General features: G+C 74.2%; 27 protein-coding genes. 10 read left to right on the plus strand and 17 right to left on the minus strand.

Going from position 1 to position 26308, the window contains the following annotated elements:
- The first annotated feature begins 51 nt into the window (after nucleotides 1-51).
- From ACGF07_RS15005 to manA, 4 genes are all read left to right on the plus strand, one after another.
- The gene (locus ACGF07_RS15005) at nucleotides 52-1308 is read left to right on the plus strand and encodes a glycosyl hydrolase (RefSeq protein WP_392898747.1); all 1257 of its coding nucleotides are present in this window, start codon (nucleotides 52-54) and stop codon (nucleotides 1306-1308) included.
- A gap of 38 nt (nucleotides 1309-1346) precedes the next feature.
- Nucleotides 1347-4394, plus strand: coding sequence for an alpha-mannosidase (locus ACGF07_RS15010; protein WP_392898749.1), 3048 nt, complete (start codon nucleotides 1347-1349; stop codon nucleotides 4392-4394).
- A gap of 111 nt (nucleotides 4395-4505) precedes the next feature.
- Nucleotides 4506-5438, plus strand: coding sequence for an ROK family protein (locus ACGF07_RS15015; RefSeq protein WP_392898752.1), 933 nt, complete (start codon nucleotides 4506-4508; stop codon nucleotides 5436-5438).
- 109 nt (nucleotides 5439-5547) lie between these two features.
- The gene (gene manA / locus ACGF07_RS15020; RefSeq protein WP_392898754.1) at nucleotides 5548-6717 is read left to right on the plus strand and encodes a mannose-6-phosphate isomerase, class I; all 1170 of its coding nucleotides are present in this window, start codon (nucleotides 5548-5550) and stop codon (nucleotides 6715-6717) included.
- A gap of 114 nt (nucleotides 6718-6831) precedes the next feature.
- Here the strand turns inward: manA and ACGF07_RS15025 are convergent, their stop codons facing one another.
- From ACGF07_RS15025 to ACGF07_RS15055, 7 genes are all read right to left on the minus strand, one after another.
- Nucleotides 6832-7227 (minus strand): DUF2267 domain-containing protein, encoded by a 396-nt coding sequence (locus ACGF07_RS15025; protein ID WP_392898757.1) that lies wholly within the window; start codon nucleotides 7225-7227, stop codon nucleotides 6832-6834.
- 374 nt (nucleotides 7228-7601) lie between these two features.
- Nucleotides 7602-8153: an acyl-CoA thioesterase gene (locus tag ACGF07_RS15030; protein ID WP_392898759.1), complete on the minus strand. Its 552-nt coding sequence runs from the start codon at nucleotides 8151-8153 to the stop codon at nucleotides 7602-7604.
- Nucleotides 8150-8458, minus strand: a complete 309-nt coding sequence (locus tag ACGF07_RS15035) for a hypothetical protein (protein ID WP_350748653.1) — start codon at nucleotides 8456-8458, stop codon at nucleotides 8150-8152. The genes ACGF07_RS15030 and ACGF07_RS15035 overlap by 4 nt, the downstream gene beginning before the upstream one ends.
- Nucleotides 8459-8702: 244 nt before the next feature.
- The gene (locus ACGF07_RS15040) at nucleotides 8703-9707 is read right to left on the minus strand and encodes a DUF6528 family protein (RefSeq protein WP_392898762.1); all 1005 of its coding nucleotides are present in this window, start codon (nucleotides 9705-9707) and stop codon (nucleotides 8703-8705) included.
- 69 nt (nucleotides 9708-9776) lie between these two features.
- Nucleotides 9777-11168, minus strand: coding sequence for an NAD(P)/FAD-dependent oxidoreductase (locus tag ACGF07_RS15045; RefSeq protein ID WP_392898765.1), 1392 nt, complete (start codon nucleotides 11166-11168; stop codon nucleotides 9777-9779).
- A gap of 105 nt (nucleotides 11169-11273) precedes the next feature.
- The gene (locus tag ACGF07_RS15050) at nucleotides 11274-11771 is read right to left on the minus strand and encodes a flavoprotein (protein ID WP_392898768.1); all 498 of its coding nucleotides are present in this window, start codon (nucleotides 11769-11771) and stop codon (nucleotides 11274-11276) included.
- Between the two features lie 178 nt (nucleotides 11772-11949).
- Nucleotides 11950-12435 (minus strand): cysteine/serine endopeptidase inhibitor, encoded by a 486-nt coding sequence (locus tag ACGF07_RS15055; RefSeq protein ID WP_392898771.1) that lies wholly within the window; start codon nucleotides 12433-12435, stop codon nucleotides 11950-11952.
- 281 nt (nucleotides 12436-12716) lie between these two features.
- On the opposite strand from ACGF07_RS15055, the gene ACGF07_RS15060 reads away from it, so the two are divergent.
- From ACGF07_RS15060 to ACGF07_RS15070, 3 genes are all read left to right on the plus strand, one after another.
- Nucleotides 12717-12905, plus strand: coding sequence for a hypothetical protein (locus ACGF07_RS15060; RefSeq protein ID WP_392898773.1), 189 nt, complete (start codon nucleotides 12717-12719; stop codon nucleotides 12903-12905).
- Nucleotides 12906-13046: 141 nt separating this feature from the next.
- Complete coding sequence (locus tag ACGF07_RS15065; RefSeq protein ID WP_392898776.1) at nucleotides 13047-13700, plus strand: 4'-phosphopantetheinyl transferase; 654 nt, start codon at nucleotides 13047-13049, stop codon at nucleotides 13698-13700.
- A gap of 46 nt (nucleotides 13701-13746) precedes the next feature.
- On the plus strand, nucleotides 13747-14130 hold the full coding sequence (locus tag ACGF07_RS15070) for a barstar family protein (RefSeq protein ID WP_350743644.1): 384 nt from the start codon (nucleotides 13747-13749) through the stop codon (nucleotides 14128-14130).
- A 107-nt stretch (nucleotides 14131-14237) separates the two neighbouring features.
- On the opposite strand, the gene ACGF07_RS15075 is transcribed toward ACGF07_RS15070, so the two are convergent.
- Nucleotides 14238-15044 (minus strand): polysaccharide deacetylase family protein, encoded by an 807-nt coding sequence (locus tag ACGF07_RS15075; RefSeq protein ID WP_392898778.1) that lies wholly within the window; start codon nucleotides 15042-15044, stop codon nucleotides 14238-14240.
- 377 nt (nucleotides 15045-15421) lie between these two features.
- Between ACGF07_RS15075 and ACGF07_RS15080 the strand changes: the two genes are divergently transcribed.
- Both ACGF07_RS15080 and ACGF07_RS15085 read left to right on the plus strand, forming a co-directional pair.
- Entirely contained in the window at nucleotides 15422-17110 is a 1689-nt protein-coding gene (locus ACGF07_RS15080; protein WP_392898781.1) for a CehA/McbA family metallohydrolase, read from the plus strand.
- A 197-nt stretch (nucleotides 17111-17307) separates the two neighbouring features.
- Entirely contained in the window at nucleotides 17308-17880 is a 573-nt protein-coding gene (locus ACGF07_RS15085) for an ATP-binding protein (RefSeq protein ID WP_392898783.1), read from the plus strand.
- 15 nt (nucleotides 17881-17895) lie between these two features.
- Here ACGF07_RS15085 and ACGF07_RS15090 read toward each other — a convergent pair whose 3' ends face one another.
- A complete protein-coding gene (locus tag ACGF07_RS15090; protein WP_392898785.1) occupies nucleotides 17896-18405 on the minus strand; it encodes a DinB family protein in 510 nt (169 codons plus the stop codon).
- Nucleotides 18406-18677: 272 nt separating this feature from the next.
- On the opposite strand from ACGF07_RS15090, the gene ACGF07_RS15095 reads away from it, so the two are divergent.
- On the plus strand, nucleotides 18678-19490 hold the full coding sequence (locus ACGF07_RS15095; protein WP_392898787.1) for a class I SAM-dependent methyltransferase: 813 nt from the start codon (nucleotides 18678-18680) through the stop codon (nucleotides 19488-19490).
- 273 nt (nucleotides 19491-19763) lie between these two features.
- Here ACGF07_RS15095 and ACGF07_RS15100 read toward each other — a convergent pair whose 3' ends face one another.
- From ACGF07_RS15100 to ACGF07_RS15135, 8 genes are all read right to left on the minus strand, one after another.
- Nucleotides 19764-20165 (minus strand): multidrug efflux SMR transporter, encoded by a 402-nt coding sequence (locus ACGF07_RS15100; protein ID WP_350743650.1) that lies wholly within the window; start codon nucleotides 20163-20165, stop codon nucleotides 19764-19766.
- A gap of 57 nt (nucleotides 20166-20222) precedes the next feature.
- The gene (locus ACGF07_RS15105; RefSeq protein WP_350743651.1) at nucleotides 20223-20543 is read right to left on the minus strand and encodes an SMR family transporter; all 321 of its coding nucleotides are present in this window, start codon (nucleotides 20541-20543) and stop codon (nucleotides 20223-20225) included.
- Nucleotides 20544-20868: 325 nt separating this feature from the next.
- The gene (locus ACGF07_RS15110; RefSeq protein ID WP_392898790.1) at nucleotides 20869-21528 is read right to left on the minus strand and encodes a DsbA family protein; all 660 of its coding nucleotides are present in this window, start codon (nucleotides 21526-21528) and stop codon (nucleotides 20869-20871) included.
- Entirely contained in the window at nucleotides 21528-22013 is a 486-nt protein-coding gene (locus ACGF07_RS15115) for a nucleoside deaminase (protein WP_392898792.1), read from the minus strand. The genes ACGF07_RS15110 and ACGF07_RS15115 overlap by 1 nt, the downstream gene beginning before the upstream one ends.
- Before the next feature lie 297 nt (nucleotides 22014-22310).
- Nucleotides 22311-23513: an IS701 family transposase gene (locus ACGF07_RS15120; RefSeq protein ID WP_392898795.1), complete on the minus strand. Its 1203-nt coding sequence runs from the start codon at nucleotides 23511-23513 to the stop codon at nucleotides 22311-22313.
- 561 nt (nucleotides 23514-24074) lie between these two features.
- The gene (locus tag ACGF07_RS15125) at nucleotides 24075-24656 is read right to left on the minus strand and encodes a TetR family transcriptional regulator (protein WP_350743655.1); all 582 of its coding nucleotides are present in this window, start codon (nucleotides 24654-24656) and stop codon (nucleotides 24075-24077) included.
- Between the two features lie 565 nt (nucleotides 24657-25221).
- Nucleotides 25222-25494 carry a DUF6253 family protein gene (locus tag ACGF07_RS15130; RefSeq protein ID WP_350743656.1) on the minus strand — a complete coding sequence of 91 codons (273 nt, stop codon included), beginning with the start codon at nucleotides 25492-25494 and terminating at the stop codon, nucleotides 25222-25224.
- Entirely contained in the window at nucleotides 25491-26300 is an 810-nt protein-coding gene (locus tag ACGF07_RS15135) for a maleate cis-trans isomerase (RefSeq protein ID WP_392898798.1), read from the minus strand. The genes ACGF07_RS15130 and ACGF07_RS15135 overlap by 4 nt, the downstream gene beginning before the upstream one ends.
- Between the last annotated feature and the right edge of the window lie 8 nt (nucleotides 26301-26308).

Consider the following 26308-nt stretch of genomic DNA (forward strand, 5'->3'; position numbering starts at 1 on the left):
GCAGGACCGCTCGCCGTCCGTACGTCCCGAATCCCGTGGGAGAAGCCCTCCGTGACCACCGCCCCGCGCTTCGGCGTCAACTACACCCCCAGCAACGGCTGGTTCCACCACTGGCTGGACTTCGACCTCGACTCGGTGCGCGCCGACCTCGACTCCGTCGCCGCACTCGGGCTGGACCACGTCCGGGTCTTCCCGCTGTGGCCGCTGTTCCAGCCCAACCGCACCCTGATCCGCCCGCGTGCCGTCGAGCAGCTCACCGCCCTGGTGGACGCGGCCGGCGAGCGCGGCCTGGACGTCGCCGTGGACGGGCTGCAGGGCCATCTGTCGAGCTTCGACTTCCTGCCCTCCTGGACCAGGACCTGGCACCGGCGCAACATCTTCACCGACCCCGAGGTCCTGGACGGGCAGGCGGCCTACCTGCGCACCCTGGCCGGAGCGCTGCGCGAGCGGCCCAACTTCCTCGGGATGACGCTGGGCAACGAGATCAACCAGTTCTCCGGCGCCCCGCACCCCGACCCGGACCGCGTCACGCCCGCCGAGGCGCAGGCCTGGCTGCACCGGATGCTCGCCGCCTGCGAGCAGGGCGCGCCGGGGCGGCTGCACCTGCACGCCTCCTACGACGCGGCCTGGTACCTGGACGAGCACCCGTTCACCCCCTGGCACTCGGCCCGGATCGGCGCCGCCACGGCCGTGCACTCCTGGGTCTTCAACGGCACCGCCCAGCGCTACGGGGCCCGCTCCACCGCCACCGCCCAGCACGCCGCCTACCTGGTCGAGCTGTCCAAGGCCTGGGCGGAGGACCCGGCCCGCCCGGTCTGGCTGCAGGAGGTCGGCGCGCCCGCGCCGCACATCGCCCCCGAGGACGCGGCCCGGTTCACCGGCGCCACCGTCGCGGCCGTGCTGGACTGCCCGGACCTGTGGGGCGTCACCTGGTGGTGCTCGCACGACGTGCACCGCTCGCTCGCCGACTTCCCCGAGCTGGAGTACGGCCTCGGCCTGTTGACCACCGACCGGCAGGTCAAACCGGCCGGTGCCCGGCTCGCCGAGGCGGCCGCCGAGGTCCGCCGCTCCTGGCGGCCGCCGAAGCCCCGCGGCACCGCCGTGGTGGTGGCCACCGGCGACGAGGTCACCTCGCCCCGGCGCTCGGTCTGCGGCCCCGGCGGCCCGGTGTACGAGGCGTTCATGCGCCTCGCCGAGGAGGGCGCCCGCCCGACCGCCGTGCTCGCCGAGCGCGCCGGTGACCGGGCGCACCTGGCCGCGCGCGGAATCACCGAGGTGGTCCACCCCGACGACGTACGTTCCCGCTAGACACCGCCGACCCTCGACACGCAACGGAGCCTGCCGACATGCACGATGACCGCACCCTGGTCGAGTCCCGCCTCAAGCGCGTCCTGGAGGAGCGCATCCTCCCGGCGGTCCACCCCGAGTCCGTCCCGCTGGAGGCCGGCATCTGGACCGCCCCCGGCGAGCCCGTCCCGGTCGCCGAGGGCCTGGCCGCGCCGCGCACCCCGGTCGCCGTCGGGGATGCCTGGGGCGCACCGTGGAGCACCAGTTGGCTGACGGTGCGCGGCACCGTCCCCGAGGCCTGGGCCGGGCGCACGGTCGAGGCGCTGATCGACCTCGGCTTCGACGCCAACATGCCGGGCTTCCAGTGCGAGGGCCTGGTCTACCGGCCGGACGGCAGCCCGGTGAAGGGCCTCAACCCGCGCAACCAGTGGGTGCGGATCGCCGCCCCGGCGGCCGGCGGCGAGCAGGTGCTGCTGCACGTCGAGGCCGCCGCCAACCCGGTGATCCTGGACTACCACCCCTTCCTCCCCACGGACCTGGGGGACCGGGAGACGGCCGGCGACCGGCCGCAGTACCGGCTGGCCCGGCTGGACCTGGCGGTCTTCGACGACACCGTCTGGCAGCTGTCCATGGACCTCGAGGTGCTCGGCGAGCTGATGGCCGAGCTGCCCGTGGAAGGGGCCCGGCGCTGGGAGGTCCTGCGCGCCGTCGAGCGCTGCCTCGACGCGATCGACCTGCAGGACGTCAACGGGACGGCCGCCGCGGCCCGTGCGGAGCTGGCCGGCGTGCTGGCCGCGCCCGCGGTGCCGTCCGCGCACCGGATCAGCGCGATCGGCCACGCCCACATCGACTCCGCCTGGCTGTGGCCGCTGCGCGAGACCGTCCGCAAGGTGGCCCGCACCACCGCCAACATGACCGCCCTGCTGGAGGAGGAGCCGGACTTCCTCTACACCATGTCGCAGGCGCAGCAGTACGCCTGGATCAAGGAGCACCGCCCCGAGGTGTACGCACGGGTCCGCAAGGCGGTGGCCGAGGGGCGGTTCGTCCCGGCCGGCGGCATGTGGGTGGAGTCCGACACCAACATGCCGAGCTCGGAGGCGATGGCCCGTCAGTTCGTCCATGGCAAACGGTTCTTCCTGGAGGAGTTCGGGGTCGAGAACCAGGAGGCCTGGCTGCCGGACACCTTCGGCTTCACCGGCGGCCTGCCGCAGATCATCCGCAATGCGGGCTCCAGGTGGCTGCTGACCCAGAAGATCTCGTGGAGCCAGGTCAACAGGTTCCCGCACCACACCTTCCTCTGGGAGGGCATCGACGGGACCCGCATCTTCACCCACTTCCCGCCCGTGGACACCTACAACTGCTCGATGAAGGGCAGCGAGATCGCCCACGCGGCACGGAACTTCAGGGACAAGGGGGTGGCCCGGCACTCGCTCGCCCCGACCGGCTGGGGCGACGGGGGCGGCGGGACGACCCGCGAGATGGTCGCCAAGGCCGCCCGGCTGCGGAACCTGGAGGGTTCGGCCACCGTCCGCTGGGAGAAGCCCGCCGAGTTCTTCGCCAAGGCCGAGGCCGAGTACCCGAACCCGCCGGTGTGGGTCGGCGAGCTCTACCTGGAGCTGCACCGGGCCACCCTGACCAGCCAGGCGCGCACCAAGCAGGGCAACCGGCGCAGCGAGAACCTGCTGCGCGAGGCCGAACTCTGGTGTGCGACCGCCGCGTTGCGCACCGGCGCGGAGTACCCGTACGAGCAGCTGGACCGGATCTGGAAGACCGTCCTGCTGCACCAGTTCCACGACATCCTGCCCGGCTCCTCGATCGCCTGGGTGCACCGGGAGGCCGAGGCGACGTACGCGGCGCTGGCCGGCGAGCTGGAGGAGCTGATCGGCGCGGCCCAGCAGGCGCTGGCCGGGGAGGCCTCGGGCGGCCGCGAGCTGGTGTTCAACGCGGCGCCGCACGCGCGCTCGGCCGTCCCGGCGGGCGGGGCGGCCGTCGTCGGTGACGCCGGGGCCGGCCCGGTGTGTACGGCGGCCGAGCGGCCCGGTGGCGGCTTCACGCTGGGCAACGGCCTGCTGGAGGTCGTGGTCGACGCGGACGGCCTGATCAGCTCGGTGGTGGAGACGGCGAGCGGCCGGGAGACCGTCGCCCCCGGCAGCCGCGCCAACCTGCTCCAGCTGCACCCGGACTTCCCCAACATGTGGGACGCCTGGGACGTCGACCAGTTCTACCGCAACACCGTCACCGACCTCACCGCCGTGGACGAGCTCACCGCCGCGGTCGAGGCCGACCGCGCCCACGTCCGGATCGCGCGTTCCTTCGGGTCGTCCACCGTCGTCCAGACGCTCACCCTGCGGGCCGGCGAGCAGCGGCTGGACATCGACACGGAAGTGGACTGGCACGAGACCGAGAAGTTCCTCAAGGCCGCGTTCCCGCTGGACGTCCACACCGAGCGCTACGCCGCCGAGACCCAGTTCGGCCACCTCTACCGGCCCACCCACACCAACACCAGCTGGGACGCCGCCAAGTTCGAGGCCTGCAACCACCGCTTCGTCCACCTGGACGAGCCCGGCTGGGGCGTCGCCCTGGTGACCGCCTCCACGTACGGCCACGACGTCACCCGGACCGTGCGCGACACCGACGGCGGCACCACCACCACGGTCCGCTTCTCGCTGCTGCGCGCCCCGCGCTTCCCCGACCCGAAGACCGACCAGGGACTGCACCGCTTCCGGCACGCCCTCGTCCCGGGCGCGGCGATCGCCGACGCCGTCCGCGAGGGCTACCGGATCGGCCTGCCCGAGCGGCGGGTCACCGGCAGCGCGGAGCGGGTCGCGCCGCTGGTCGAGCTGGACAACGACGCCCTGGTGGTGAGCGCGGTCAAGCTCGCCGACGACCGCAGCGGAGATCTGATCGTCCGGGTCTACGAGGCGGGCGGCGGCCGTGCCCGGGGCCGGCTCACCACCTCCTTCCCGCTGGCCGGCGCCGTCCCCTGCGACCTGCTGGAGCGGCCCTGGGACGGCACCCGCGGCGAGGTCGCGCTGGAGGACGGCGGGGTGCGGCTCGCGCTGCGGCCGTTCGAACTGGTCACGCTCCGGCTCCGCGCGGCCGCCTGACCGGCCGGTCCGGTCCCGCCGAGTCGGCGCACCACCCGTCCGCCTACGCTGTGCGGTGCCCCGGCCCTCGTGGCCGGGGCACCGCCGACCCCGCCCCGCCTGGAGCCCACCGTGCCGCTGACCCCCCTGTTCGCCGCCGTCGACATCGGCGGCACCAAGATCGCCGGCGCGCTGGTCGACGGCGCCGGACGGCTGCGGCACCGGCTCCAGCTGCCCACGCCCGCCCGGGAGCCCGGCCCTGCCGTGCTCGCCGTCGTGCACCAGGTGCTGGAGCGACTCGCCGCAGCGGCCGACTGGGCCGGCGTGACGGCCGTCGGGATCGGCAGCGCCGGCCCGGTCGACCTCGCCGACGGCAGCGTCAGCCCGGTCAACATCCCCGGCTGGCGGGGCTTCCCTCTGGTCGCCGAGATCGCCGCGCACCCCGCGGTGGCCGCCCGCGCGCTGCCCGTCCGGCTGGCCGGGGACGGCGTCGCGATGGCCGCCGCCGAACACTGGCAGGGCGCCGCCCGGGGGGCCGCCAACGCGCTCTGCCTGGTGGTCTCGACGGGCGTCGGCGCCGGACTGGTGCTCGACGGCACCGTCCGGCCGGGCCCCAGCGGCAACGCCGGGCACCTCGGCCACATCACCGTCGAGCTCGACGGCGAGCCCTGCCCGTGCGGCTCGCGCGGCTGCCTGGAGGGCCTCGCCAGCGGCACCGCGATCGCCCGCCGGGCACTCGCCGACGGCTGGCGGCCCCCCGGCGAGGACCGCACCGCCCGGGCCGTCGCCGCGTGCGCCGCGGCGGGCGACCCGATCGCCCTCGCCTCCTTCGACCGCGCCGCCCAGGCCCTGGCCGCCGGGATCGCCGCCACGGCCGCCCTGGTCGACCTCGACCGGGTGGTGGTCGGCGGCGGCGTCGCCACCGCCGGGGACGTGCTGTTCGCGCCGCTCGCCCGCCACCTGGACCGCTACGCCGCCCTCTCCTACGTCCGCGGGCTGGACGTGCGCCGCGCCGAACTCGGCACCGATGCCGGGCTGATCGGGGCGGCGGCACTCTGCCGCTGACCGCCCGCCCAGCCGCGCGACCGCCCGCCCGCCGCTGGCTGCCCGCTGCTACTCGGAGCCCGCCCGCAGCGGCCGCGCCGGGCCCCGCCGCCGATCGGAGACCCGCGCCATGCCGCCGTACGCCCTGCTCGACAACCCGGTCCGCCGCTACGCCTGGGGCTCCCCCACCGCCATCCCCGCGCTCACCGGCACCGTGCCCGACGGCACCCCGCAGGCCGAACTGTGGATGGGCGCGCACCCCTCGGCGCCGTCCCGGGTCGGCGGCCGGCCCCTCGACGAGCTGATCGCCGCCGACCCGGACGGCCTGCTCGGGCCGGACACCGTACGGCGGTTCGGCCCGGCGCTGCCCTTCCTGTTCAAGGTGCTGGCCGCCGACCGGGCGCTGTCGCTCCAGGTCCACCCCTCCCGCGCGCAGGCCGAGGCCGGGTACGCGGACGAGGAGGCCCGGGGCATCCCCCGGGACTCCCCGCGACGGGTGTACCAGGACCGCTCGCACAAACCGGAACTGCTCTGCGCTCTGGGTGAGTTCGAAGCCCTCTGCGGGTTCCGCCCGGCCGCCGGGACCGCCCGGCTGCTGGACGCCCTCGGTGTGCTCGCCCCCTGGGCGGCCCTGCTGCGCGACCGGCCGGCCGCCGAGGCGCTCCCCGTGCTGCTGCGCCGGGCCCTGGCCTGCGGCCCGGCCGAACTCGCCGCCGCCACCGAGGCCGTGACCCGGGCGGCGGCGTCCGGCGGACCGTACACCGAGGCGTGTGCCGCCTACGCCCGCGTCGCCGGACAGTACCCCGGCGATCCCGGACTGGCGGCCGCGCTGCTGCTCAACCACGTCCGGCTCACCGCCGGGCAGGCACTGTACCTGGACTCCGGGGTGCCGCACGCCTACCTGCGCGGCACGGGCGTGGAGTTGATGGCCAACTCGGACAACGTGCTGCGCTGCGGGCTCACGGCCAAGCATGTCGACATCGACGGCCTGACGGCGGTGACGTCCTTCCGCACGGGCCCGCCCCGGATCCTCACCCCCGAGCCCGGCACCCTGGAATTCCCCTCCCCGGCCGCGGAGTTCCGACTCTCCCTGGTGCGGCCGGGCGACCACCCGGTGCGCGTCGAGCGGCCCGCTCCACAGATCCTGCTCTGCGTCGCGGGCCGCGCCCTGCTGTGCGCCCCCGGCCACCCGGACCTCGCGCTGCCCCCGGGCGCGTCCGCCTACCTGCGCCCGGGCGCCGGGCCGGTCGAGCTGACCGGCCCGGGGGCGGAGCTGTTCCGGGCCACCACGGGACGGTAGCCCGCCCGGCGGGACGAGGGTCGGCGGTCCGCCCCACCCGACCGGGCCGGCGATCCGCCCGGCGGTCCGCCCAACCCGACCGGGCCGGCGATCCGCCCGCGTGACGGCGGGCCCTCAGGCCGGCAGGGGATGGCCGAAGAGCAGGTCGTACCCGTCCGGGAGCTGCTCGATCACCCGCTCGACCAGTTCCTCCGGGACCAGATCCGCCACGGTGCTGAGCACCGCCCCGATGTCCCACTGCGCGGTGGCCGGCGTCGCCCCGTCGATCCAGCCGACCACCGCCGACACGAAGCGCTCGGCGGTCAGTGGCTCGGCGGCGGGCTGGGCGTCGCGCAGCAGCGAGGCGTACGTCGCGGGCAGCGCGTCGGCGAGTTCGCTCCGTTCGGCACCCACCAGGTGCTCACCGAGCAGGGCGAGCACCACCCGGACGGCGTGGTCCGCCTCCGCCTCACCACGGTACTCTCCGCGTTCCACGACGCGGGCGAGGAATTCCTGCCAGGAGATGGTCATCGCTTCCTCCATCCGGTCGGTTCGCGGGATCCCGGCCGGACCGGCGGCCGAGGGTCCGGGGCCGCGCATCGCAGGCCGTGACCGCCGGGGGACGTACCGGTTCCCGTGCTGCTCAGCGTACTGCGCTCGGAGCGACCTGATCCCGCGGATTCGGGCCGGGATCCGCAGCCGCGGAGGAGGTCGCCGGGCGTGCGCCGCGGTCCGGTCCCCCTGGGCGCCGAGCCGGTGCTGCCGCCGCCGGTGCCGCCCGTGCCGGAGCCCGTCGCAGCGCTGCCGCCACTGCCGCCGCCGGGCGAACGGATCGACGCCGTTGTCGATCACGCCGCCGGCCCGCGCCGTCAGCGGCACGGGAGTCCACGGTTCGGGCGGCGGGGTCAGCCCGCCGAGGCCCGGCACCGCCTGCGCGTGCCGCGCTGCGTGCCCACGACGGGGCCGGAGCGGGCCGCGACCCGCTGGGCCGGCGCGACCGTCTGCGTGGTCGGGGTCAGGGCCTCGCCACGCGCCGTGTCCGACATAAATGCCGAGAGAAAGCGCCGCTCTTTCTCGCTCAGTTTGCGGGAGCGACCGGATTCCCGGTCCCGCGCGACCACCACGGTCCGCGCCCGCATAAAGGTGAGGGGATCCCGGCAGACATTCACCTCGACCTGCGCGGAACTCCGCCCGATCCGCTCCACGGTCAGCCGCACCGACAATGGCTCGGGCCGGTGGTGCAGCTGCTCCAGGTAATCGATCTCGTGCCGCGCGATAATGAATCCGGACGGGAACAGCGATTCCCGTACGGCCGTCGCGTGGTGACAGAACAGGTCGTAAATCCCCTCCTGGATGTAGCCGACCAGCCGGGCGTTGTTGATGTGCCCGTTCTCGTCGACGTCGCTCCAGCGGGTGGGGCAGGACAGCACGTGCGCGCGGGGGAACACCGCGCTCACTGCTGCGTCAGCCCGGCCGCGGCCCCGGCAGGGAGCAGCGCACGCTGCAACCTGGCGTAGTAGCCGGAGTGTTCGGCCGCCATCCGGGCCGCTGTCCAGCCCTCCTCGGCGGCCTCGGCCGCGGCCCGGACGACCAGGCTGTCCAGCACCGCGTCGACCGAGCGGCAGAGTTCGGCGACGGCCGCGAGCCGTTCGGTGACGTCGGCCGCGCCGGCCTTCCCGGACGGGAAGGCGGCCAGCGAGTCCACGGCGAGCTGCAGATCGTCGATGGCGTCCGACCGCTTTTCCGCAGGGGAATTCCGCATGATTTTCTCCATGACCAATTCGGGCCATTACGGCCCGGTAACTGACGTTCGAATACACCGGATCGGTGCCAACCCCCCGACGGCTTCGACGCTATCCCAGTCGACGCGGGTCCGCAGATGGTTTTAGGACGGTGACGGGAAACTGACTTCCATTGGAGTAGTTTGCCGGGGTACACAATATGCCCCATCAGCCGATCGCGGTAAGCAGAACGAGTGGTATCGGCGACCCGCCGAGCAAGATCGACTACCGTCCGTCACTCATCTGGTAGGGGGCGGCCGCCGCCGGCCACCAGCGCGCCTTGTACAGCTGCGCCCCGCGCAGCGTCCGCACGCCCTCCGGACGGTGCAGCCGGATCACCGAGGTGCACCAGTCGCACGGGGAGCGGTGATCGGGGCGCACCGTCAGCAGCCGCCCGGTGCCCGGGGCGTCGCCGATGCTCTTGACGTCCCGCTCGTCGGCCGGCTCGGCCAGCCGAACGGCGGTGAACCCGTCGGCGGCGGGGTCGTACCGCCAGAGGCCGGTCAGCGAGCTCACCCAGAACCGGCCCGGCGCGCCCAGCACCGGCGCGAGGTCATGGCCTCCCCGGTCCGGCAGCGGAGCGCTCCGGACGGCACTCAGGGTGGGCTCGTCCGGGGTGCCGCCGACCCGCAGCCCGGTCAGCTCGTCGTCGCCCAGCGCCCAGAGCAGGCCGGTGCGTTCGTCCCAGGAGACCCCGTGCGCTCCGGCGAGGCGGAAGGTCGCGTGAGCGGTCGCCCGCGAGCCCTGCGAGGCGGCGTACAACCGCACCCAGCCCCCGGCGCTCGCGGCGACCGCGACATTGCCGTCCGGGAGCAGCTCGATGCTGTGCGGGTTGACGTCCCGGCCGAGGTCCGCCGCCCACCGGCTGCGGCCGGTGGCGGTGTCGACGACGGCGGCGAGTCCGCCGGAGGCGGTGGTCAGCAGATAGCGGCGGCCGTCCAGCGTCCGGCTCTTGGCCTCGTCCGGACCGGTCCAGCTCCACTCCGGGTGGAGGTCGGCGAGGTCGGGCGCCCGGTCCGCGGTCCAGGACCACACCAGCGCCGGCTCCTGCGTTTGCTGACGATGCGTCAGCTCCTCGCTCCACTCCAGGACGAGGACGCGGCGGGACGCCTGGTCGGCGACGACCACCTGCGCGACGGAGGAGGGTGAGGCGGAGAAGGCGTACGCGCGGCCCGCGGGCGCGCAGAGCAGCAGGGCGGCGCACAGGGCGGGGAGGGCTCGACTCGGCACGCCTCCAACCGTGCGCGCTCCACCGTGGACCGCATGCCGCCCGACCGCGCAGACCGCTCGAACGGGTCGTCAGATTCGCCCGGAGATCCGGTCCGCGGCCCGGGCGATCGGCGAGGTGGTGGAACGTCCGGCCGCCTCCTGCCGATCCGCCGCGTGGTACGCGGCGTACAGCGCGTGCACGCCGAGCCAGCGCAGCGGTTCCGGCTCCCAGCGCCGCACGGTGTGGCCCACCCAGGGCAGCCCGGTCAGCTCGGTGTCCCGCCCGAGCACCAGGTCGCGCAGGGTGCGCCCGGCCAGGTTGGCGGTGGCGACGCCGCTTCCGACGTACCCGCCCGCCCAGCCGAGCCCGCTTCCCCGGTCCAGCTCGACGGTGGCGCACCAGTCCCGGGGCACACCCAGCACGCCCGCCCAGGCGTGGTCGATCCGGGCGTGCGCGGCGGCGGGGAAGAACCGGTCCAGGATCGCGCACAGTTGGCGGACGGTCTCCGGCTGGGTGCCGCCGTCCGCGTCCGTCCGGGAGCCGAACCGGTAGGGGACGCCCCGGCCGCCGAGCGCGATCCGGTCGTCGGCGGTGCGCTGGGCGTACGTGTGGGCGTGCGCGAAGTCTCCGAGGACTTCCCGGCCGTGCCATCCGGTCCGCGCCCAGAACTCGGCGGGGAGCGGCTCGGTGGCGATCATCGCGGAGTTCATCGGCAGCCAGGTGCGCCGCTCCCCGCGCAGTCCGGCGGTGAAACCCTCGGTGGCGCGCAGCACCCGGTCCGCGGTCACCGTGCCGTACGGGGTGACGGCGCGGGGCCTGCTCCGGCCGGAGCCGGGCCGGACGGCGGTCACGGCCGTGTTCTCGTGGATCTCCACGCCGAGCTCTCGCACCACCCGGGCCAGCCCGCGGACCAGCTGGGCGGGCTGGATGCGGGCACCGTACGGGGACCACACCCCGCCCAGCACGCCCGCGACGCCGATCCGGTCGGCGGCCTGCTCGGCGGTGAGCTCCTCGACCCGCCCCTCGCCGTACGCGCGCTCCGCCGCCACGTGCGTCCTCAGCCTCCCCAACTGCGGCTCGCTCCAGGCGACTCGCAGCACTCCGCCATGGACGATGTCGGCGTCGAACCGCTCCGCGCGGGCCACGTCCGCGACCTCGCCCACCGCTTCGTCCATCACCCGTTGCATCGCCGCCGCGCCGGGCCGCCCGTAGCGCTCGGCGAAGGCTGCGCGCCCCGCGAAGCCGTTGTACAGCCAGCCGCCGTTGCGCCCCGAGGCGCCGTACCCGCAGAAGCGGCGCTCCAGCAGGGCGATCCGCAGGGAGGGGTCCGCCTTCTTGAGGTAGTAGGCCGTCCAGAGCCCGGTGTACCCGCCGCCGACGACGCACACGTCGACGTCCCGGTCCCCCGGCAGGCCGGCCCCGGCCTCCGGGAGGCCGCTCGCCGCGTACCAGAACGACACCTCGCCGTTGACCGCTCCCACCGGGACCTCCCGCACCGCTGCTGACCTGCCCGGACGCTACCGCCGGGAAATCACCGGGACCACCCCGCACAGTGCCAGGATCCCCGGGCCGGGCCGGCCACCCTGTCAGCTCTCCAGCAGCGCGAGCACCGGCGTCCAGCGATAGGCCCCGGGCGTGAAGTCGGCGATCCGCACGCCCATCCGCCGCAGCTTCGCCAGGCTCTCCCCGTACGCCGGGTGCGCCACCTGGGCGGCGCTGAGGCAGGGCTGCACGGCGACGGGGATCCCCCACCCGTAGGACTCGCAGAGGATCCCCAGCGCGAGGGTGTCCGAGATGCCGGCGGCCCACTTGTTGATCGTGTTGAAGGTCGCCGGTGCGACGACGAGGGCATCCGGGTCGGGCAGCGGCCGGGGATCGCCCGGCTTGCGCCAGGCGGAGCGGACGGGGTGCCCGGTCTGCGCCTCGATGGCGGCGACGTCGATGAAACCCGTGGCGAGCGGGGTCGCCACCACGCCGACGTCCCAGCCCCGGTCCTGCGCCGCGGAGATCAGCTCCCCGACGCCGCCCGCGACTCCCGCCGCGCACACCACGACGTAGAGCACGGGTGTCCTCGCCCCTGCCATCCCGCCCACTCCCCTCTCACCACCGGCGGACCACCGGGCCGCGGAGCGCGGCCGCCACCGCGGCGCCGGCCCGCGGGCCCCGGCCCAGGCTAGCCAGTGCCCGGGCCGGCAGCGCCCCCGCCCCCGGGCGCGGGGGCGGGGGCGGAGGCGGGGGCGGGCAGCGCGGTAGCGGGCGACCTCAGCCGACGGTGGAGGCGGTGACCGGTTCGGAGAGTTCGACCGCCTTGCCGTTCAGACCGGCCTTGACGAACTGCCAGGTGAGGCCGTTGATGACGCCCTTGTCGAGCGGGGCCAGCCTGGCGAAAGCCGGCTGGCTGAGATCGATGTGGGTGGCGTCGCAGGAAGGGCACTGGTCCTTCACCGGGACGGTGATGGTCTTGCCCTGGTACGTCACCTTGACCGAGATGCCCTTGCAGAGCGGGTCGTTGTTGGGGTTGGCGGAGGTCCACCAGCTGCGCGGGACGGCGACCAACATCTGGGTGGCCGCGTTGATCTGCGTGCCGCAGGCGCCGTAGCCGGCGTCGTTGTAGTAGGTGGCCTTGCCGGTCATGGGCTTGTTGATCGGTATCGCGGCGCTGGCGGAGCCGGCCGTGAGGGCGAGCAGAGCGGCTGCGGCGAGCGGGGCGCCCGCGAGGATCCTGAGGTTCTTGCCGATGGCGCGCATGGTTCGTTCCCTCCGGTTCGATGGAGCCGGTCATGGACATGACAGACAGTCGCCGCGTCTGCAGCACAGTTCGACGGAACTTCTCGCCCGCGACCGCCCGGATGAGGGGAATTTATGCGCTCCCCCTCCATCTGGTCCAGACCTCTCCGCTGTTGTCATGAACACAAGTCAGGGAGCTTTACCAATGCATCCGAAGGAGCGAAGATGCGTGACCGCCCCTCCCCGGCGGGTGTTGACAGACCGTCACCCCTGTCAGCCCGCCCGCTCCGGAGGACCGTCCCATGCGCACCGCACTCGCCGCCCTGCTCCTCGGCGCCGTCCTGACCCCGGCGCTCGCCGCGCCCTCGGCGGCCGCACCCCGCGAGGTGAACCAGGGCTACAGCATCCCGGTCGCCGGCGTGACCGACCTCGGCGCGCTGCCCGTGCTCGGCAGCCTCGGGCTGGACTTCGCCCGACTCCTCGGGCAGTGACGAAGGCCGGGCGGCGGTAGGCCGCCCCTCCCTGGCGAGGAGCCGGGGAGATCCTCGAAGACCACCGACCGGCGTCGCCCGCCCGGGTTACGCTCGTCCCGCGCGACGCCCGTTCGCGCGGGACGAGCGAGGGGGGAACACGTGATCGGGGACCTGCTGCCGGCCGTCGTCGTGACCGAGGTGGCCTACGACGACCCGCCCCAGGCCCGGCTGGAGCCGGCCGAGGAAGCGGTCGTCGCCAGGGCCGTCGACAAGCGCCGCCGCGAGTTCACCACCGTGCGCCACTGCGCGCGCGCAGCCCTGGGCCGTCTGGGCGTCCCGTACCGCCCGCTCGTCCCCGGGTTGCGCGGCGCCCCGAGCTGGCCGAACGGCGTGATCGGCAGCCTCACCCACTGCGACGGCTTCCGCGCGGCCGCCGTCGCCCGGACCGGCACCCTGGCCTCCCTCGGCATCGACGCCGAGCCCGCGCTGCCGCTGCCGGAGGGCGTCCTGGACTCCGTCGCCCTGCCCGTCGAGCAGCAGCGGCTGGCCAAGCTGGCCGCCGAGCACCCGGACACGCCGTGGGACCGCATCCTGTTCAGCGCCAAGGAGTCCGTCTACAAGACCTGGTTCCCGCTGACCGCCCTCTGGCTGGACTTCCACGAGGCCGAGCTCGACCTCTCCCCCGACGGCACCTTCTCCGCCCGGCTGCTGGTGCCCGGCCCGGTGGTCGGCGGCCGCCGCCTGGAGGGCTTCGACGGCCGCTGGGCGGTGCGCGGCGGGCTGGTCGCCACGGCGATCGCCGTCGAGCCGTAACCGCCCGTCGTCGGCCCGTTCGCCGGCCGGGCATATCCTCGACGGCGTGACGGTGACCTACGTGATCGACGGCAGCACGATCGGCGACCTGGACGACTTCTGGGACGCGGTCGGACGGGAGATGGGCGCGGACGGCTACTTCGGCCGCAACCTCGACGCCTTCGCCGACTGCCTGCGCGGCGGTTACGGCACGCCGGAGGACGGCGACTACGTCATCGAGTGGCGCGACCACGCGGTCTCCCGCCGCAACCTCGGGTACCCGGAGACGGTCCGGCAGCTGGAGCTGCGGCTGACGCGCTGCCACCCCGCCAACCGGGAGCACGTCGCCGCCGCGCTGGCCGCCGCCCGGGCGGGCGAGGGGCCGACGGTCTTCGACTGGCTGGTCCAGGTCATCGAGGAGGAGCACCCGGGCGGCCTCCGTCTGGCGTAGCGTCGCCGACCGCCTCCGAACCCTGCCGACCGCCGACCGCCGACCGCCTCCGAACCCTGCCGACCGTCGGGGCGTTCCGACCCGGTTCGGAAAGCCCCGACCCGGCCTCACATCACGTCGGACAGCCGGACGAACCGCCGCCCCGCCCCCAGCAGGCCCGACACCGCCGCCGCGAACCCGGGGGCGGTGCCGCCGCCCGGGTGGTTCATGTGGCCGATGACGATCGCCCCGGGCGGGGCCGACGCCACCTCGGCGCGCACCTCGGCGGCCCTGAGCGTGGCGCCGTCGTCCCCGTTCACGGTGAATCCGGCGATGTGTTCGCCCAGGTCGGCGACCACCCTGGTGGCCACGTCGTCGTAGTGGGCGGTGCCGGAGCGGAAGAACCGGGGCGGGCGCCCGAGCAGTTCCGCCAGCTTCCGGGCGTTGCCCGCGACCTCGTCGTACACCTCGCCGACGTCGCCCGTCCCGGCGATGCCGTAGGCGGACCTGCCGGTCACCGAGAGCGGCCGGTGGACGGTGCCGTGGTTGCCGATCTCGAACAGCTGATCGGCGGCGAGCTGCTCGAACACGTCGGGGTTGGCGTCGATCCAGCGGGCGTTCAGGAAGAGCGTCGCCGGGACGCGGCTCCCGCGCAGGAAGTCGATCAGGTCGGCGTCGTAGCCGTTCCCGCCGGGTCCGCCGCAGGCGTCGAAGGTCAGCGCCATGGCCCGCTCCCCCTCGGGCAACTCGGTGATCACCCCGGCGACCTCCAGCCCCCAGTCCCCGGGGGCCGTGCCGCCGTAGCGCTGGACCACCTCCTCGCGGGTCGGCTCCCGGCGGGCCGCGGGCGCGGCCGACGGGGCCGCTGCCGGGACCGCTGACGAGGTGGCGGCGGGCGCGGCCGTCGGCGTCACCGCGGCCGTCGTCGCTGACATCGGCGACGGCGACGGCGCGGCCGGAGCAGACGGAGCACCCGGAGCGGAGGCCGACGCCCCGGCCGCAGCCGGAGCAGCCGGCCCGGCCTCGACGGCCCGCTTCGTCCGGCACCCCGCCAGCGCGCCACCGGCCACCGCCGCCGTCAACAGCGCCCGCCGACTCAGTGCCACACCGGCCTCCCGATCCATCGCCACTGGTCATATCAACTGACTACATGACTATGAACCGACCATTCGTCACTCCCCGCAACTCGCCCCCCGTCCCCGCCCGCACCCCCTTCACCGACCCGCCCCACCCCGGTGCGCCCCGCCTCACCCCCGGTTCACCCCCCCGTGGGCAGACAGCCGGCGCACCCCCGTCCCAGCAGGAGGCCCCGATGCCCGCCGACCCACCCGAACCGACCGGAGCGACCGCACCGGCCGGAGCGACCACCCCCGCCGGAGCGACCACCCCGACCGCCGCTCAGCCCGACCCCCCGCACCCGCCCCGCCGCGCCCTGCTCCGCACCGGTCTGGCCACCGGTGCCGCCACCGCCCTCGGTCTCGCCGCCGCCACCGGGCCGGCCGCCGCGGCCCCGCCCAAGCCCTCCCGGCAACCCGTGCGACCGGCCTCGGAACAAGCCGCACAGCAGACCGAGCGGACCCTCACCCTCACCGGCCATCTGCCCACCGGCGCCCCCGACTTCGTCTACCTCCCATTCGAAGTCCCCGACGGCGTCCGGGAGATCGCCGTCTCCTACGGCTACGACAGGCCGCAGGTCCCGCCCGGCACCCCCGGCAACTCCTGCGACATCGGCATCTTCGACGAACGCGGCACCGACCTCGGCGGACCCGGCTTCCGCGGCTGGTCCGGCGGATTCCGCACCGGGTTCACGCTCGCCCGGGACACCGCCACCCCCGGCTACCTCCCCGGCCCGATCAACCCGGGCACCTGGCACATCGCCCTCGGCCCCTACCAGGTGGCCCCCCAGGGCCTGGACTACCACGTCCAGGTCACCCTGCGCTTCGGCACCCCGGGGCCGGAGTTCACCCCGCACTACCCGCCGGAGCGGGCCCGCGGCCGAGGCCGCGCCTGGTACCGGGGCGACTGCCACCTGCACACCGTCCACTCCGACGGGCGCCGCCTGCCCGAGGAGGTCGCGGCCGGCGCCCGGGCGGCAGGTCTGGACTTCATCGTCTCCACCGACCACAACACCAGTTCCTCGCACGCCGTCTGGGGCCTGCTGGCAGGCCCGGACCTGCTGATCCTGCCGGGCGAGGAGATCACCACCCGCAACGGCCACTGGTTGGCCCTCGGCCTGGAGGCCGGCCAGTTCGTGGACTGGCGCTACCGCTCCCGGGACGAGGAGTACCCGCGCTTCGTCCGCCAGGTCCACCGCTCCGGCGGACTGGTGGTGCCCGCGCACCCCTACTGCCCGTACGTCGCCTGCCAGTGGAAGTTCGGCTACGAGCAGGCCGACGCCGTCGAGGTGTGGAACGGCCCCTGGACGTACGACGACGAGTCCGCCGTCGACACCTGGGACTCCGGGCTCGCCGTCGCCCTGCGCGGCGGCCGCTCCTGGCTGCCCGCGATGGGCAACAGCGACGCCCACAGCGCGCCCCAGGTGATCGGCTCCCCGCATACCGTCGTCCTCGCCGAGGACCTCACCCGGGACGCGGTCCTCGACGGGCTGCGCGCCGGGCGCAGCTGGCTCGCCGAGTCCGCCGCCGTGCACCTGGACCTCAGCGTCACCGGCCACGGGCGCCGGGCCGGCATCGGCGAGGAGCTGACCGTTCCGGCCGACGCCCCGCTGGACGTCCGGCTCAGCGTCTCCGGGGTGCCCGGCGGCACGGTCCGGCTGCTCACCGACGAGGGCCAGATGCACCAGGAGTCACTGCCGGCCGACGGCTCCGGCACCGTGGTCTGGCGCACCACCGCCGCGCTCGCCGCCTACGTCCGCGCCGAGGTCCGCCACCCGAGGGCGGACGGCAGCCCGGGGAAGGGCAACACGATGGGCGGGGAGCTGCCCTGGGGCCCGATGGCGGCCCTGACCAACCCGATCGTGCTGCGCGCCGAGGAGCGCTGACGGCCGGCGGCGACCGCCCGCGGACCGGGAGGGGGACGACTCGGGGCACCCGTTTGGACTAGGTTGATCCCCGAAACGCATCAGTCGTAGGGATGAGGCGGTCTGCTGTCCGCATCCGGGCCGACCGGCTCCTTCGCACTCCGACCGCCTCGCCCCGGCTATCCGCCCGTCCCCGGCCCGCGAAGGGATCAGCAGCTGTGAACCGTACGACCGTAGGTGGGCCGGAGCTCGGGGGCGGCCGGGGCGCCGGGGGCGTCCTGGTCCTCGTCGACCCGACCGGGGGCGGGCACAGTCCGGTCGCGGGGCTGCTCGCCGAGGAGCTGCACCCGAGCGTCCACCTGCGGACGGACGACTTCCTGCGGGTCATCCGCAACGGCCGGCTGCCGGTCGAGCTCCCCGAGGCCGGGCGCCAGAACGCCACCGCCCTCGCGGCGGCCGCCCAGGCCGCCTTCGCCTACGCCACCGGCGGCTACCAGGTCGTCGTCGAGTGCCCGGAGCCGCCGCCCACCCTCGCCACCTTCCGCCGGGAGAGCCGCACCACGGGCGCCGCCCTCCACTACGTCGTCCTGGACGCCGGCCCGTCGGCCGCGGAAGCCCGGAACGCCCCGGAAGCCCGGAACGCCCCGGAAGCCCGGATCGCCCCGGAAGCCCGGAACGAGGCCCTGGAGGGCGCCCGCCACACCCTCGACACGTCCGCCCTCACCCCCGAGACCACGGCGAAGGCCGTCCTCAGCGCCCTCACCGCCCGCACCCACCTCCTCGGCTGGTAGGCCCCCGGGCGGCCGCTACACCCCGACCACGCCGTCGATGGCCTCGCGCAGGAAGTCGGCGTGCCCGTTGTGGCGGGCGTACTCATGGATCAGGTGCAGCATCACCAGGCGCAGCGACACGTCGGCCTCCCAGCGGGGCTGGTAGCCGGTGACGTCGAGGCTGGGAGCGGCGCGTTCGATCCGGCGGGAGTGCTCGACCTCGGCCTGCCAGGCGGCGAAGGCCTCGGCGCGGGTGGCGCCGGTGGCGTCGTAGGCCACCTGGTAGTCGCCGTCCGCGGACCACACCAGCGGGACGTCCTCGCCGTTGATCACCTTGCGGAACCAGGTGCGCTCGACCTCGGCCATGTGGCGGACCAGCCCGAGGAGGCTGAGCGTGGACGGCGGGCTGGAGCGCTGCCGCAGCTGCTCGTCGGTGAGGCCCTCGCACTTCATGGCCAGGGTCGCGCGGTGGTGGTCGAGGAACCCGCGCAGCATCTCGCGCTCGCCGTCCGTCAGCCCGGGTACGGGGCGTTCGTCGGTGCTCATCCGTGGTCACTCCTGTTCGTCGGTGATCGCCTGGAACTCCCGGCGGACTGTAGCGAACCGTCCGCCCGTGGACACCGGGTTTTCACCACCGCCCGCGCGGGCCCGCCCGCCGAAGGCACGGCGGCCTGCCCGGCGGGGTGCCACGTGGGCGGATCACCGGGTGAGCACCGCGCCGGCATCGTCACGTACCGTGTTCGCAGCACCACAGGTTTGGGTACGTACCTCGCGCGCCCGACGGCCGGGCGCCCATCGAGCAGGAGACCCAGCGGCCCATGGACCACAACCACATCCCACCGACGGTGCGCCGGACGTACGGCACGGACGACCTGTCGCAGACGCCCGGGTTCGCCGGCGGCTTCATCAACTTCGGCGACTGGCAGGGCATCGACCTCACCGCCCCGACCACCGAGGACCGGGTGCGCAGCCAGGAGCAGTTGTACCGGCGGGTCCTGCGGGCCTTCCCCGAGCCGCGCGAGTCGCTGCGGCTGGCGGAGGTCGGCTGCGGACGCGGGCTGGGGGCGGCGCTGGCGCTACGGGAGTTCCGCTTCGCGGCGGTGACGGGCGTGGACATCCACCCGGACCAGATCGAGCGCGCCCGCGCCGTCAACGCGCGGGCGCTGGCCAGCTACCCCGACCGGCTCGGCTACACGATCGGCGCGGCCGACGAACTGCCCTTCGCCGACCGGTCCCTGGACGGCGTGTACTCCGTCGAGGCCGCCCAGCACTTCCGCGAGCTGGCGGGTTTCGCCGCCGAGGCCGCGCGGGTGCTGCGCCCCGGCGGCCGCCTGGTGGTCACCACCTTCTTCACGGCCCCGGGGCCGGAGGCCGCCGAGCGCCTCAAGATCCTGCTCGCCAGCTTCGCCGACGGCCTGGACGTCGCCCATCCGCTGGACGGCTTCGTCGCGAGCCTCACCGCGGCCGGTTTCGCCACCGTGGCCACCGAGTCCATCGGTTCGCACGTCTGGCCCGGCCTCGACCGCTACCTCGCCGACGCCGTGCCGCCCGGTCACTGGACCCACCACTTCCTCACCGCCTGGCGCGACGGCCTGCTGGACTACCAGGTCGTCACCGCCGACCGGGCCTGACCCGCACCCGTCCGGGCCCGACCGAGGCCCTGCGGCACCGGCTCCAGCTCCGGCCCCTCGCAACCCGAACCGGGCGGCTCCGGAGCTTCCGCTCGCACCGGCGCGGAGCACGAAGGCAGGGCCTCGTGGTTCCCCGGGCGTGGTCCGAAGACCCGCCGGGCCACCACGAGGCCCTTTCCTTGCGCCCCGGCCGCTCCTCGGCCACCCGACCGAGACCCGTCTCGATCGGCGTGCCCGGGAGCGGCACGGCGGCGCTTCCGGCAGCGGCACGCGTCAGGCGTCCACGGTCTGGGCCTCCAGCGGCACGGCCGCGTCCTCCGAGGTCTTCGCCGGCCGGTCGGCGAGCTTGAGCCAGACCACTCCGGCGATGATCACGGCCAGCCACACGGCCTGGACCAGGGTGAGGGTCTCGTCGAAGATGACGGGGCCCAGCAGCGCCGCGCCGACGGAACCGATGCCGGCCCACACGGCGTAGCCGATGCTGACGTCGATGGTGCGAAGTGCGGCGCTCAGCGCCCAGAGCGTCAGCAGGAAGAAGACGACGGCGACCAGGGACCACGTCAGGCGGGTGAAGCCGTGGCTTCCGCCGACGGAGAGCGCGTAGCCGACTTCGAACCCGCCGGCGAGCAGGAGCATGATCCAGGAATTGGCCGAGTTGCGCCCGGTGTCGGACATGTGCGGAAGTCCTTTCGAAGGGTGGGTCGGACGGGGACGAGTACGGGGACGGGATTCTCAGGCGGCGCCGCTGAGCTGGAGGCCGACGACCCCGGCGATGATGACGGCGATGCCCACGGCCTTGCGCCAGTTCAGGCGCTGCCCGAAGAGCAGGGCGCCGAGGAGGGTGATGCCGATGCCGGCGACGGAGGTCCAGATCGCGTAGCCGACGCCGACGTCGAAGGTGAGCAGGGCCTTGCTGAGGAAGAAGGTCCCGAGGGCACCGGTGATCAGGGTCACGGCGGTCCACGTACGGTTCTTGAAGCCTTCGGCCTTACCGGCCGCAATGGCGACGGCGATCTCGAAGATGTCCGCGATCGCGAGGTAGAACCACTGCATGGCTGGTCCTTTCATTCTTTGGAGGTCGGCGTTGCGCCGGGGGACGGGGGATGGAGGAACGGGGGAACGGGGGAACGGTCCGCCGTGGGGCCCGCGACGCGGGAGGTCGGGGCGGGGCCGCGACGGCGAGGCGGTGCTCCGCTGCGCGCCGACGGGCGCGAGCGGATGGTGGGACGGGCCGACGCGGGGGGTCGGTCGGGCGGCGCGACGAGCCGGTGGCCCGGTGGGCCGGGCGTCGCCCCGCAGCCGGGTGGTCCGGCCGGTCGGACGACGTCAGTGACGTTCCGTCGGCCGGCCGGTGCGCCGGCCCGGCGAACGGGTCAGGTCAGCACCCGTCGATCCGGCAGGCAGGGGCGTCGCCGGCGGCGGCCTGTTCGGCCTGGGCGTCGAGCACGGCCTTGCGGATCTGGGCCACGGCGGGGACGCCTTCGATGCGGTGGCGCCCGTCGATGATGATCGTGGGAGCGACGGAGATGCGGTAGGCCTCGGCGGTCCGCAGCGCCGCCCGGTGGGTCTCGGTGTAGCTGCCGGTGACCAGCGCCTGGCTGAACTCCTCGGCGTCGAGACCGAGTTCGGCGGCGATGTCGGCGAGGACCTCGATCCGGCCGATGTCCCGGTTCTCCTGGAAGAACGCCCGCAGGACGCGCGGGGTGTACTCCGCGGCCCTGCCGTGCTCCGCCGCGTACTGGTAGCCCTCGAAGGCGAGCCGGGTGTAGGGCTGCGGGGAGATCGTCGGCAGGGTGATGTCCACACCCATCCGCCGGGCCATCGGATAGACCGAACGCTCCCAGATCGCCGGCAGGTACGGGTCCTCCGGACGCAGGGTCGGGGTCGGGTGAGGCCGCAGTTCGAACGGCATCCACTCGATCTCGACGTCGAGGTCGCGGGTGGCCTCGTGCAGGGGCCCCTCGGCGAGCATGCAGAACGGACAGACGTAGTCCGACCAGACCTTGATGCCGACCTTGCCGGTCGTCGTACCGGTCATCACCGCCCCCGTTCCATCGCGAGGAACTCCTCGAACGGCTTCGTCCCCTCCGGGAGTTCCAGCCAGGTGACCTTGACCGGCCAGTTCTCCGGGTCCTCGGCGAAGATCGAGTACGAGCTCGTGTAGTCGAAGCCGTACCGGGCGGCCGTCTTGCGGTCGACCACGTTCACGATGTGGCTGACGTTGAAGTACAGCGAGGCCATGTAGCACAGGGCACACGGCTCGCCGGAGGCGAACAGGGTGGCCCCGGCGGTGGCGTGCAGCCCGTACGCGGCGGCGGCCTCGCGCAGCGCCGTCACCTCGGCGTGCGCGGTGGGGTCGTTGTCCTCGCGCACCCGGTTGACGCCGGTGCCGAGGATCCGGCCGCGGTTGACCACCACGCCGGAGAACGGGATGCCGCCCTTGGCGACGTGCTCGCGGCTGATCCGTACCGCCTCACGGGCGTACTCGGTCAGCTCGCTCTGTGAAAGCTCGTAAGTGCGCACCGCTGCTCCCCCGCTCAGACCGCGGCCGGGGCGGGGGAGATGGGCGCCGTGACGTCAGGCATGGAGTCCCCAGTAGTTGCTTGTATGTACATATTCTCTGAGCCCGCAGAAAACTCGAGCGAGCAGATAGAGCTTGCATGAACATACATCTTGCTGTCAATCGCAACCACCGGAACTGGCCCGGAAGATTACCGATGCCCGGTCGTCAGGGCCCGGCGACGGCCCGGCGGAAGCCGCCGGACCGTCCGAAAGGGGAGGCCGGCCACCTGCCCGCCTCCCCGGCCCCGCATGGCTGGTTCAGACCGCGACGGGGTAGCTCGAAGCCTTCTCCTGCGCCCACCGCGCACCGGGCCCGAGCGGTGGCCTCGGCCCGTCGTCACTCCCCTCGCCGGGACCGGGCCGGGCGCCCTGCCGGTCCGGTTCGGCCGCCAGGCGGCTGTAGATGAAGGCGGCCGACACCAGCGCCATGTGGTGGTGCCAGCCGGGGAACGAGCGGCCCTCGAAGTCCCGTAGCCCGAAGCGCCGTTGGAGCAGGTCGACGGTCTCGCCGGTCGCCGGCTGCCGCTCCGCGTACTCCAGGAGCTCCTCCACCGGACGGTGCGCCATGTTGGTGATCCACAGCCGGCCCGGCCCGGCCGGATGGCCATCGGGCTGGGTGAACAGGCGGAACGGCTGGGGCCGTTGGTCGGCCGCGACGACACCGGGCACCTGGACCAGGCCGTCCTGGACCGGCGCCCGGCCGGGTCTCAGGGCAGCGGGACGGGCCTCCGCGCCCCGGTCGCTCAACACCCGGGCCGCCGCGATCACCGGACGGCGCGCACCGGAGAACTGCGGCTCCAGCGGGGCCAGCAGGAAGCCGTCGGGGATCGCGACGACGAAGTCCAGTCGGCGCTTGATCAGTCCGTCGAGCAGCCGGCGGGAGTCCAGGAAACCGTCGAGGTCGAGGACGACCGGTACGCTCTCGTGCTGCGAGCGCCGCACCACCACGTCGAGCACGTCGAGGAGTTGGCCCTCGGACGAGGTCGTGGCGGTCCGCGGGATGCGGGCGCGTTCGCGCAGCGGTCCGCGGGCCCACGGCTCGGGCAGCACGAGGCACCAGCCGACCGGAAGCTCGCCCGCGTCGGTCGACATGAAAACGGCAGCGCTGACTTGGCAGTTGACGGTCCGGCCGGTCTGTGGGATGAATCGGCGGTGCACTCCGCACGACTTCTCGCCGCGCTTGGGCAGGATCACGGGGGCGGCCGTCCAGGCCCTGGGGCGGACCCGGGCTTCGGCCCACCGGCGCAACTGGTCGCAGACCGGCTCCCACTCCCAGGGGCTCTCGTTGACGAACTGGTGCAGGGCCTGCGATGCCGTCGGGGAGTCACACGCCACGGCCGCGAGCCGGCGGATGGACTTCTTGCCGGGTGTGCTGAGGAGGCCGTTGACGTATGCGTGGGCCCACCTGCGCTGGTCGGCCCTGCGCAAGTGGCCGAAGAGCTGATCCGTGAACAGGGCCACGGAGTCCCATCCCCTCATAGTTTCCCCTCCGGTGTCGCGGCTGCGAACATTCGCACAGCCACCCACATTAAAGAATGACCAGTATTTTTTTCTGGGGGAAAGGGATTCCAGCCGCCACTTCGCCAACTTCCCGCGCGTCATGGCGCGATCCCGGCAGGTCGGGCCACGAGACGGGTGCGAACCGGTCCGGTCGACGAAACAAGATCTTCGTGATGGGCGCGGCCGGTCGGCGCACCGCCGGGCGATGGGGGCCGCCGGTTCGGACGGTGCGCAGGGTCAGGGGTGCGGACAGGAGGCGCGGGCCCGGCCCGCCGGGCGGGTGCCGGTCGCCGGAGGGCCGCGCGCCCGGGCGCCACCACGCCGTATCGCACCCGCCACGGACGCCTGACCGCCGCCACCATTGGACGCCACGCCGCGCACGCCACCCGCCGGCGCCACGCGCACCACGGACCTCACGCCACGGACGCCGACCGGCGCGGACGAGCTCGCCGTACGGCGGGACGACCGGCCGGACGGCAGGTCGCCCGACCCGACGGGCCGGCCGGCCTCGGCACCGTCAGGTCAGTGGTCCGACCGCGCGCTCAAGCCCGCCGCCGCCCGCCGCCACAGCTGGCCGAGCTCGTGCTCCACGGCCCGGACCGGGCGGCCCGCGCGCAACTGCGCCTCGGCACCGGCCAGCAGGTAGCCGACCAGCAGCTCGATGTCGGCCAGTTCCGTGTCGGTGGTGCCGCCCGCCCGGGCCAGATCGAGGGCGTGCAGCAGGGTGGGGCGCCAGGCCTCCTCCCAGGTGGGCTGGGACCCGGGGCACTCGTACGCGAGCCGCATGGCCGCATGGGCCCGGACGTCCTGCTGGAGGAAGGCGGCCAGCAGCTGGGTCAGCCGGCTGACGGCGACCAGCCCCGGCGTGGTGAGCTGCTGCACCTCGTGGAGCGCCGAACTGACCGCGGCCGCCCCCGCCTCGACGACCGCGAGCGCCAGCTCCTCCTTGGTCAGGAAGTGGAACGTCAACGCCCCCGAGGTCACACCGGCGGACTGGCTGATGCGCGCGAGAGTGGCACCGGTGTAACCGTGGGTGGCGAACTGCTCGGCGGCGGCGTCGATCAGGGCGGACCGGGTCTGTTCCGCGCGCGCCTGCCTCAGCACAGCGGCGCGCTCCGGGACTGCGTGACGGGTGCGGTCGCGGCCCGCTGGGCGCCCTGGGGACATCGTGTGAGTTGCATAGCCCCTCCGACTGGTTCGTGTACCTGCCCCGCGACGACGCGGCAAGCATACCCCGGCCCACCGACGGCCTGAGGTGTGGTCGGGAAGCCCGGTCCGCCCGGTCCGGAGGGGAACGGAGCGGAACGGAGACGGGCACGGCCGCACGCACCGGGGCGCGGGTCCTCGCACCGGCCGGGGCGGGGGTGGTTCGCGTCCAGACCGACCGGACGCGACGTCAGCACTCCCCCGCCCCGGGGGCGCGGTTGATCGGAAAGCGTGCCGACGGGCCCGGCGCGCGGCGGCCGACGCGCGCCGGGGGGCCGGCATTTCGGTTCCACGGCGAACTGCCGTCGGAACGGATTCTCCGCGGGCGGCGCGGGTTGACGGACCGGGGGGCCTCGGGAAAGGCCGGACCACCGGATTCCCGCCGGAGGGGCATGGGACTTCACCACCGGCGTGGCCCGCGGTTGACCGCGACTTTACGCACCCATGGACCGGCGCACGGGTGTCACCGGAGAGCAGGCAGCTGTGCGCCCTCCGACCGGGCGTCCACCGCGGGAGCGTCGAAGGCGGCCGACGCGTCCTGCCCCTGGGCGCCGCTCCGGCGGTCGTACTGCAGGAAGTCCTGCAGGTGGTCCGTGCGCCGCAGGTGCCCCTTGATCAGGACCATGCCGTACATGTGGTCGCCGGTCTCCCGCCAGCAGACCAGCGGGAGGCGGTAGGTGTCGCCCTCCGGGGTGCCGAAGACGGCCTCGTAGCCGTGGGCGTCGAGCAGCGTCACGAGTGGTCGTCCTTCGGTGTCGTGGTGAACAGGTGGCCGTAGTCGGTGATGCCGTGGGCGGTGGCGGCGGCACCGGCGAGGTGCAGGGCGTGCCAGAGGATCACCTGGTTCGCGGTGACGACGTTGAAGCCGAGCTCGTCCTCCAGGGCCTTGATGGTGCCGACCGCCCGGATGCCGTTGCCGGCCACGAGAACGGCCTCCGGCCGGTGGGCGGCCACCGTGGTGCGGATCCACTCCGAGAGGTTCTCGGGGGTGATGGCCTTCTGGTTCGAGGGCAGACCGCAGGGGCCGTGGTAGACGACCTCGTAGCCGAACTCGCGGAAGTAGTCGGCACCTTGGCCCGACAGGGTGTCGTCGAACCACGGCGGATTGACCACCGCGATGCGGCGGGCGCCGAGCGCGTCGAAGGCGGCCCGGGCGGCCTTGGTGGTCCCGGTGATCGGCAGGCCCCGGGTGACGGGCAGCAGCCGCTCGTACAGCTCCCGCTCGCCCTGGGCCTTCAACGCGTAGCTGGAGGAGGTGAAGCCGAGGGTGAGCGCGTGCAGCGGGGAGGCCGCCAGCAGCTCCACGGCGTTGTCCAGGTACGGGGCCTGGACGAAGGCCAGGATCGGGTCGTGCGGGATCTTCTCGTCCATCTCGCCGCCCGCGCGCATCGCGGCGAAGTGGATGCGCGAGCCGTGGATGGACACCGTGGCCGGGGCGATGGCCTGCAGTTCCGCCTCGGGGCCGACGTCCGCGTGCGGCACGACGACGCCGATGCGGGTCGAGGCGTCCCATCCGTCGACGGGCGAGGGGGTGCTGGTCATGGGCTTCT

The organism is Kitasatospora sp. NPDC048194, from assembly GCF_043202455.1.
GTDB lineage: Bacteria > Actinomycetota > Actinomycetes > Streptomycetales > Streptomycetaceae > Kitasatospora.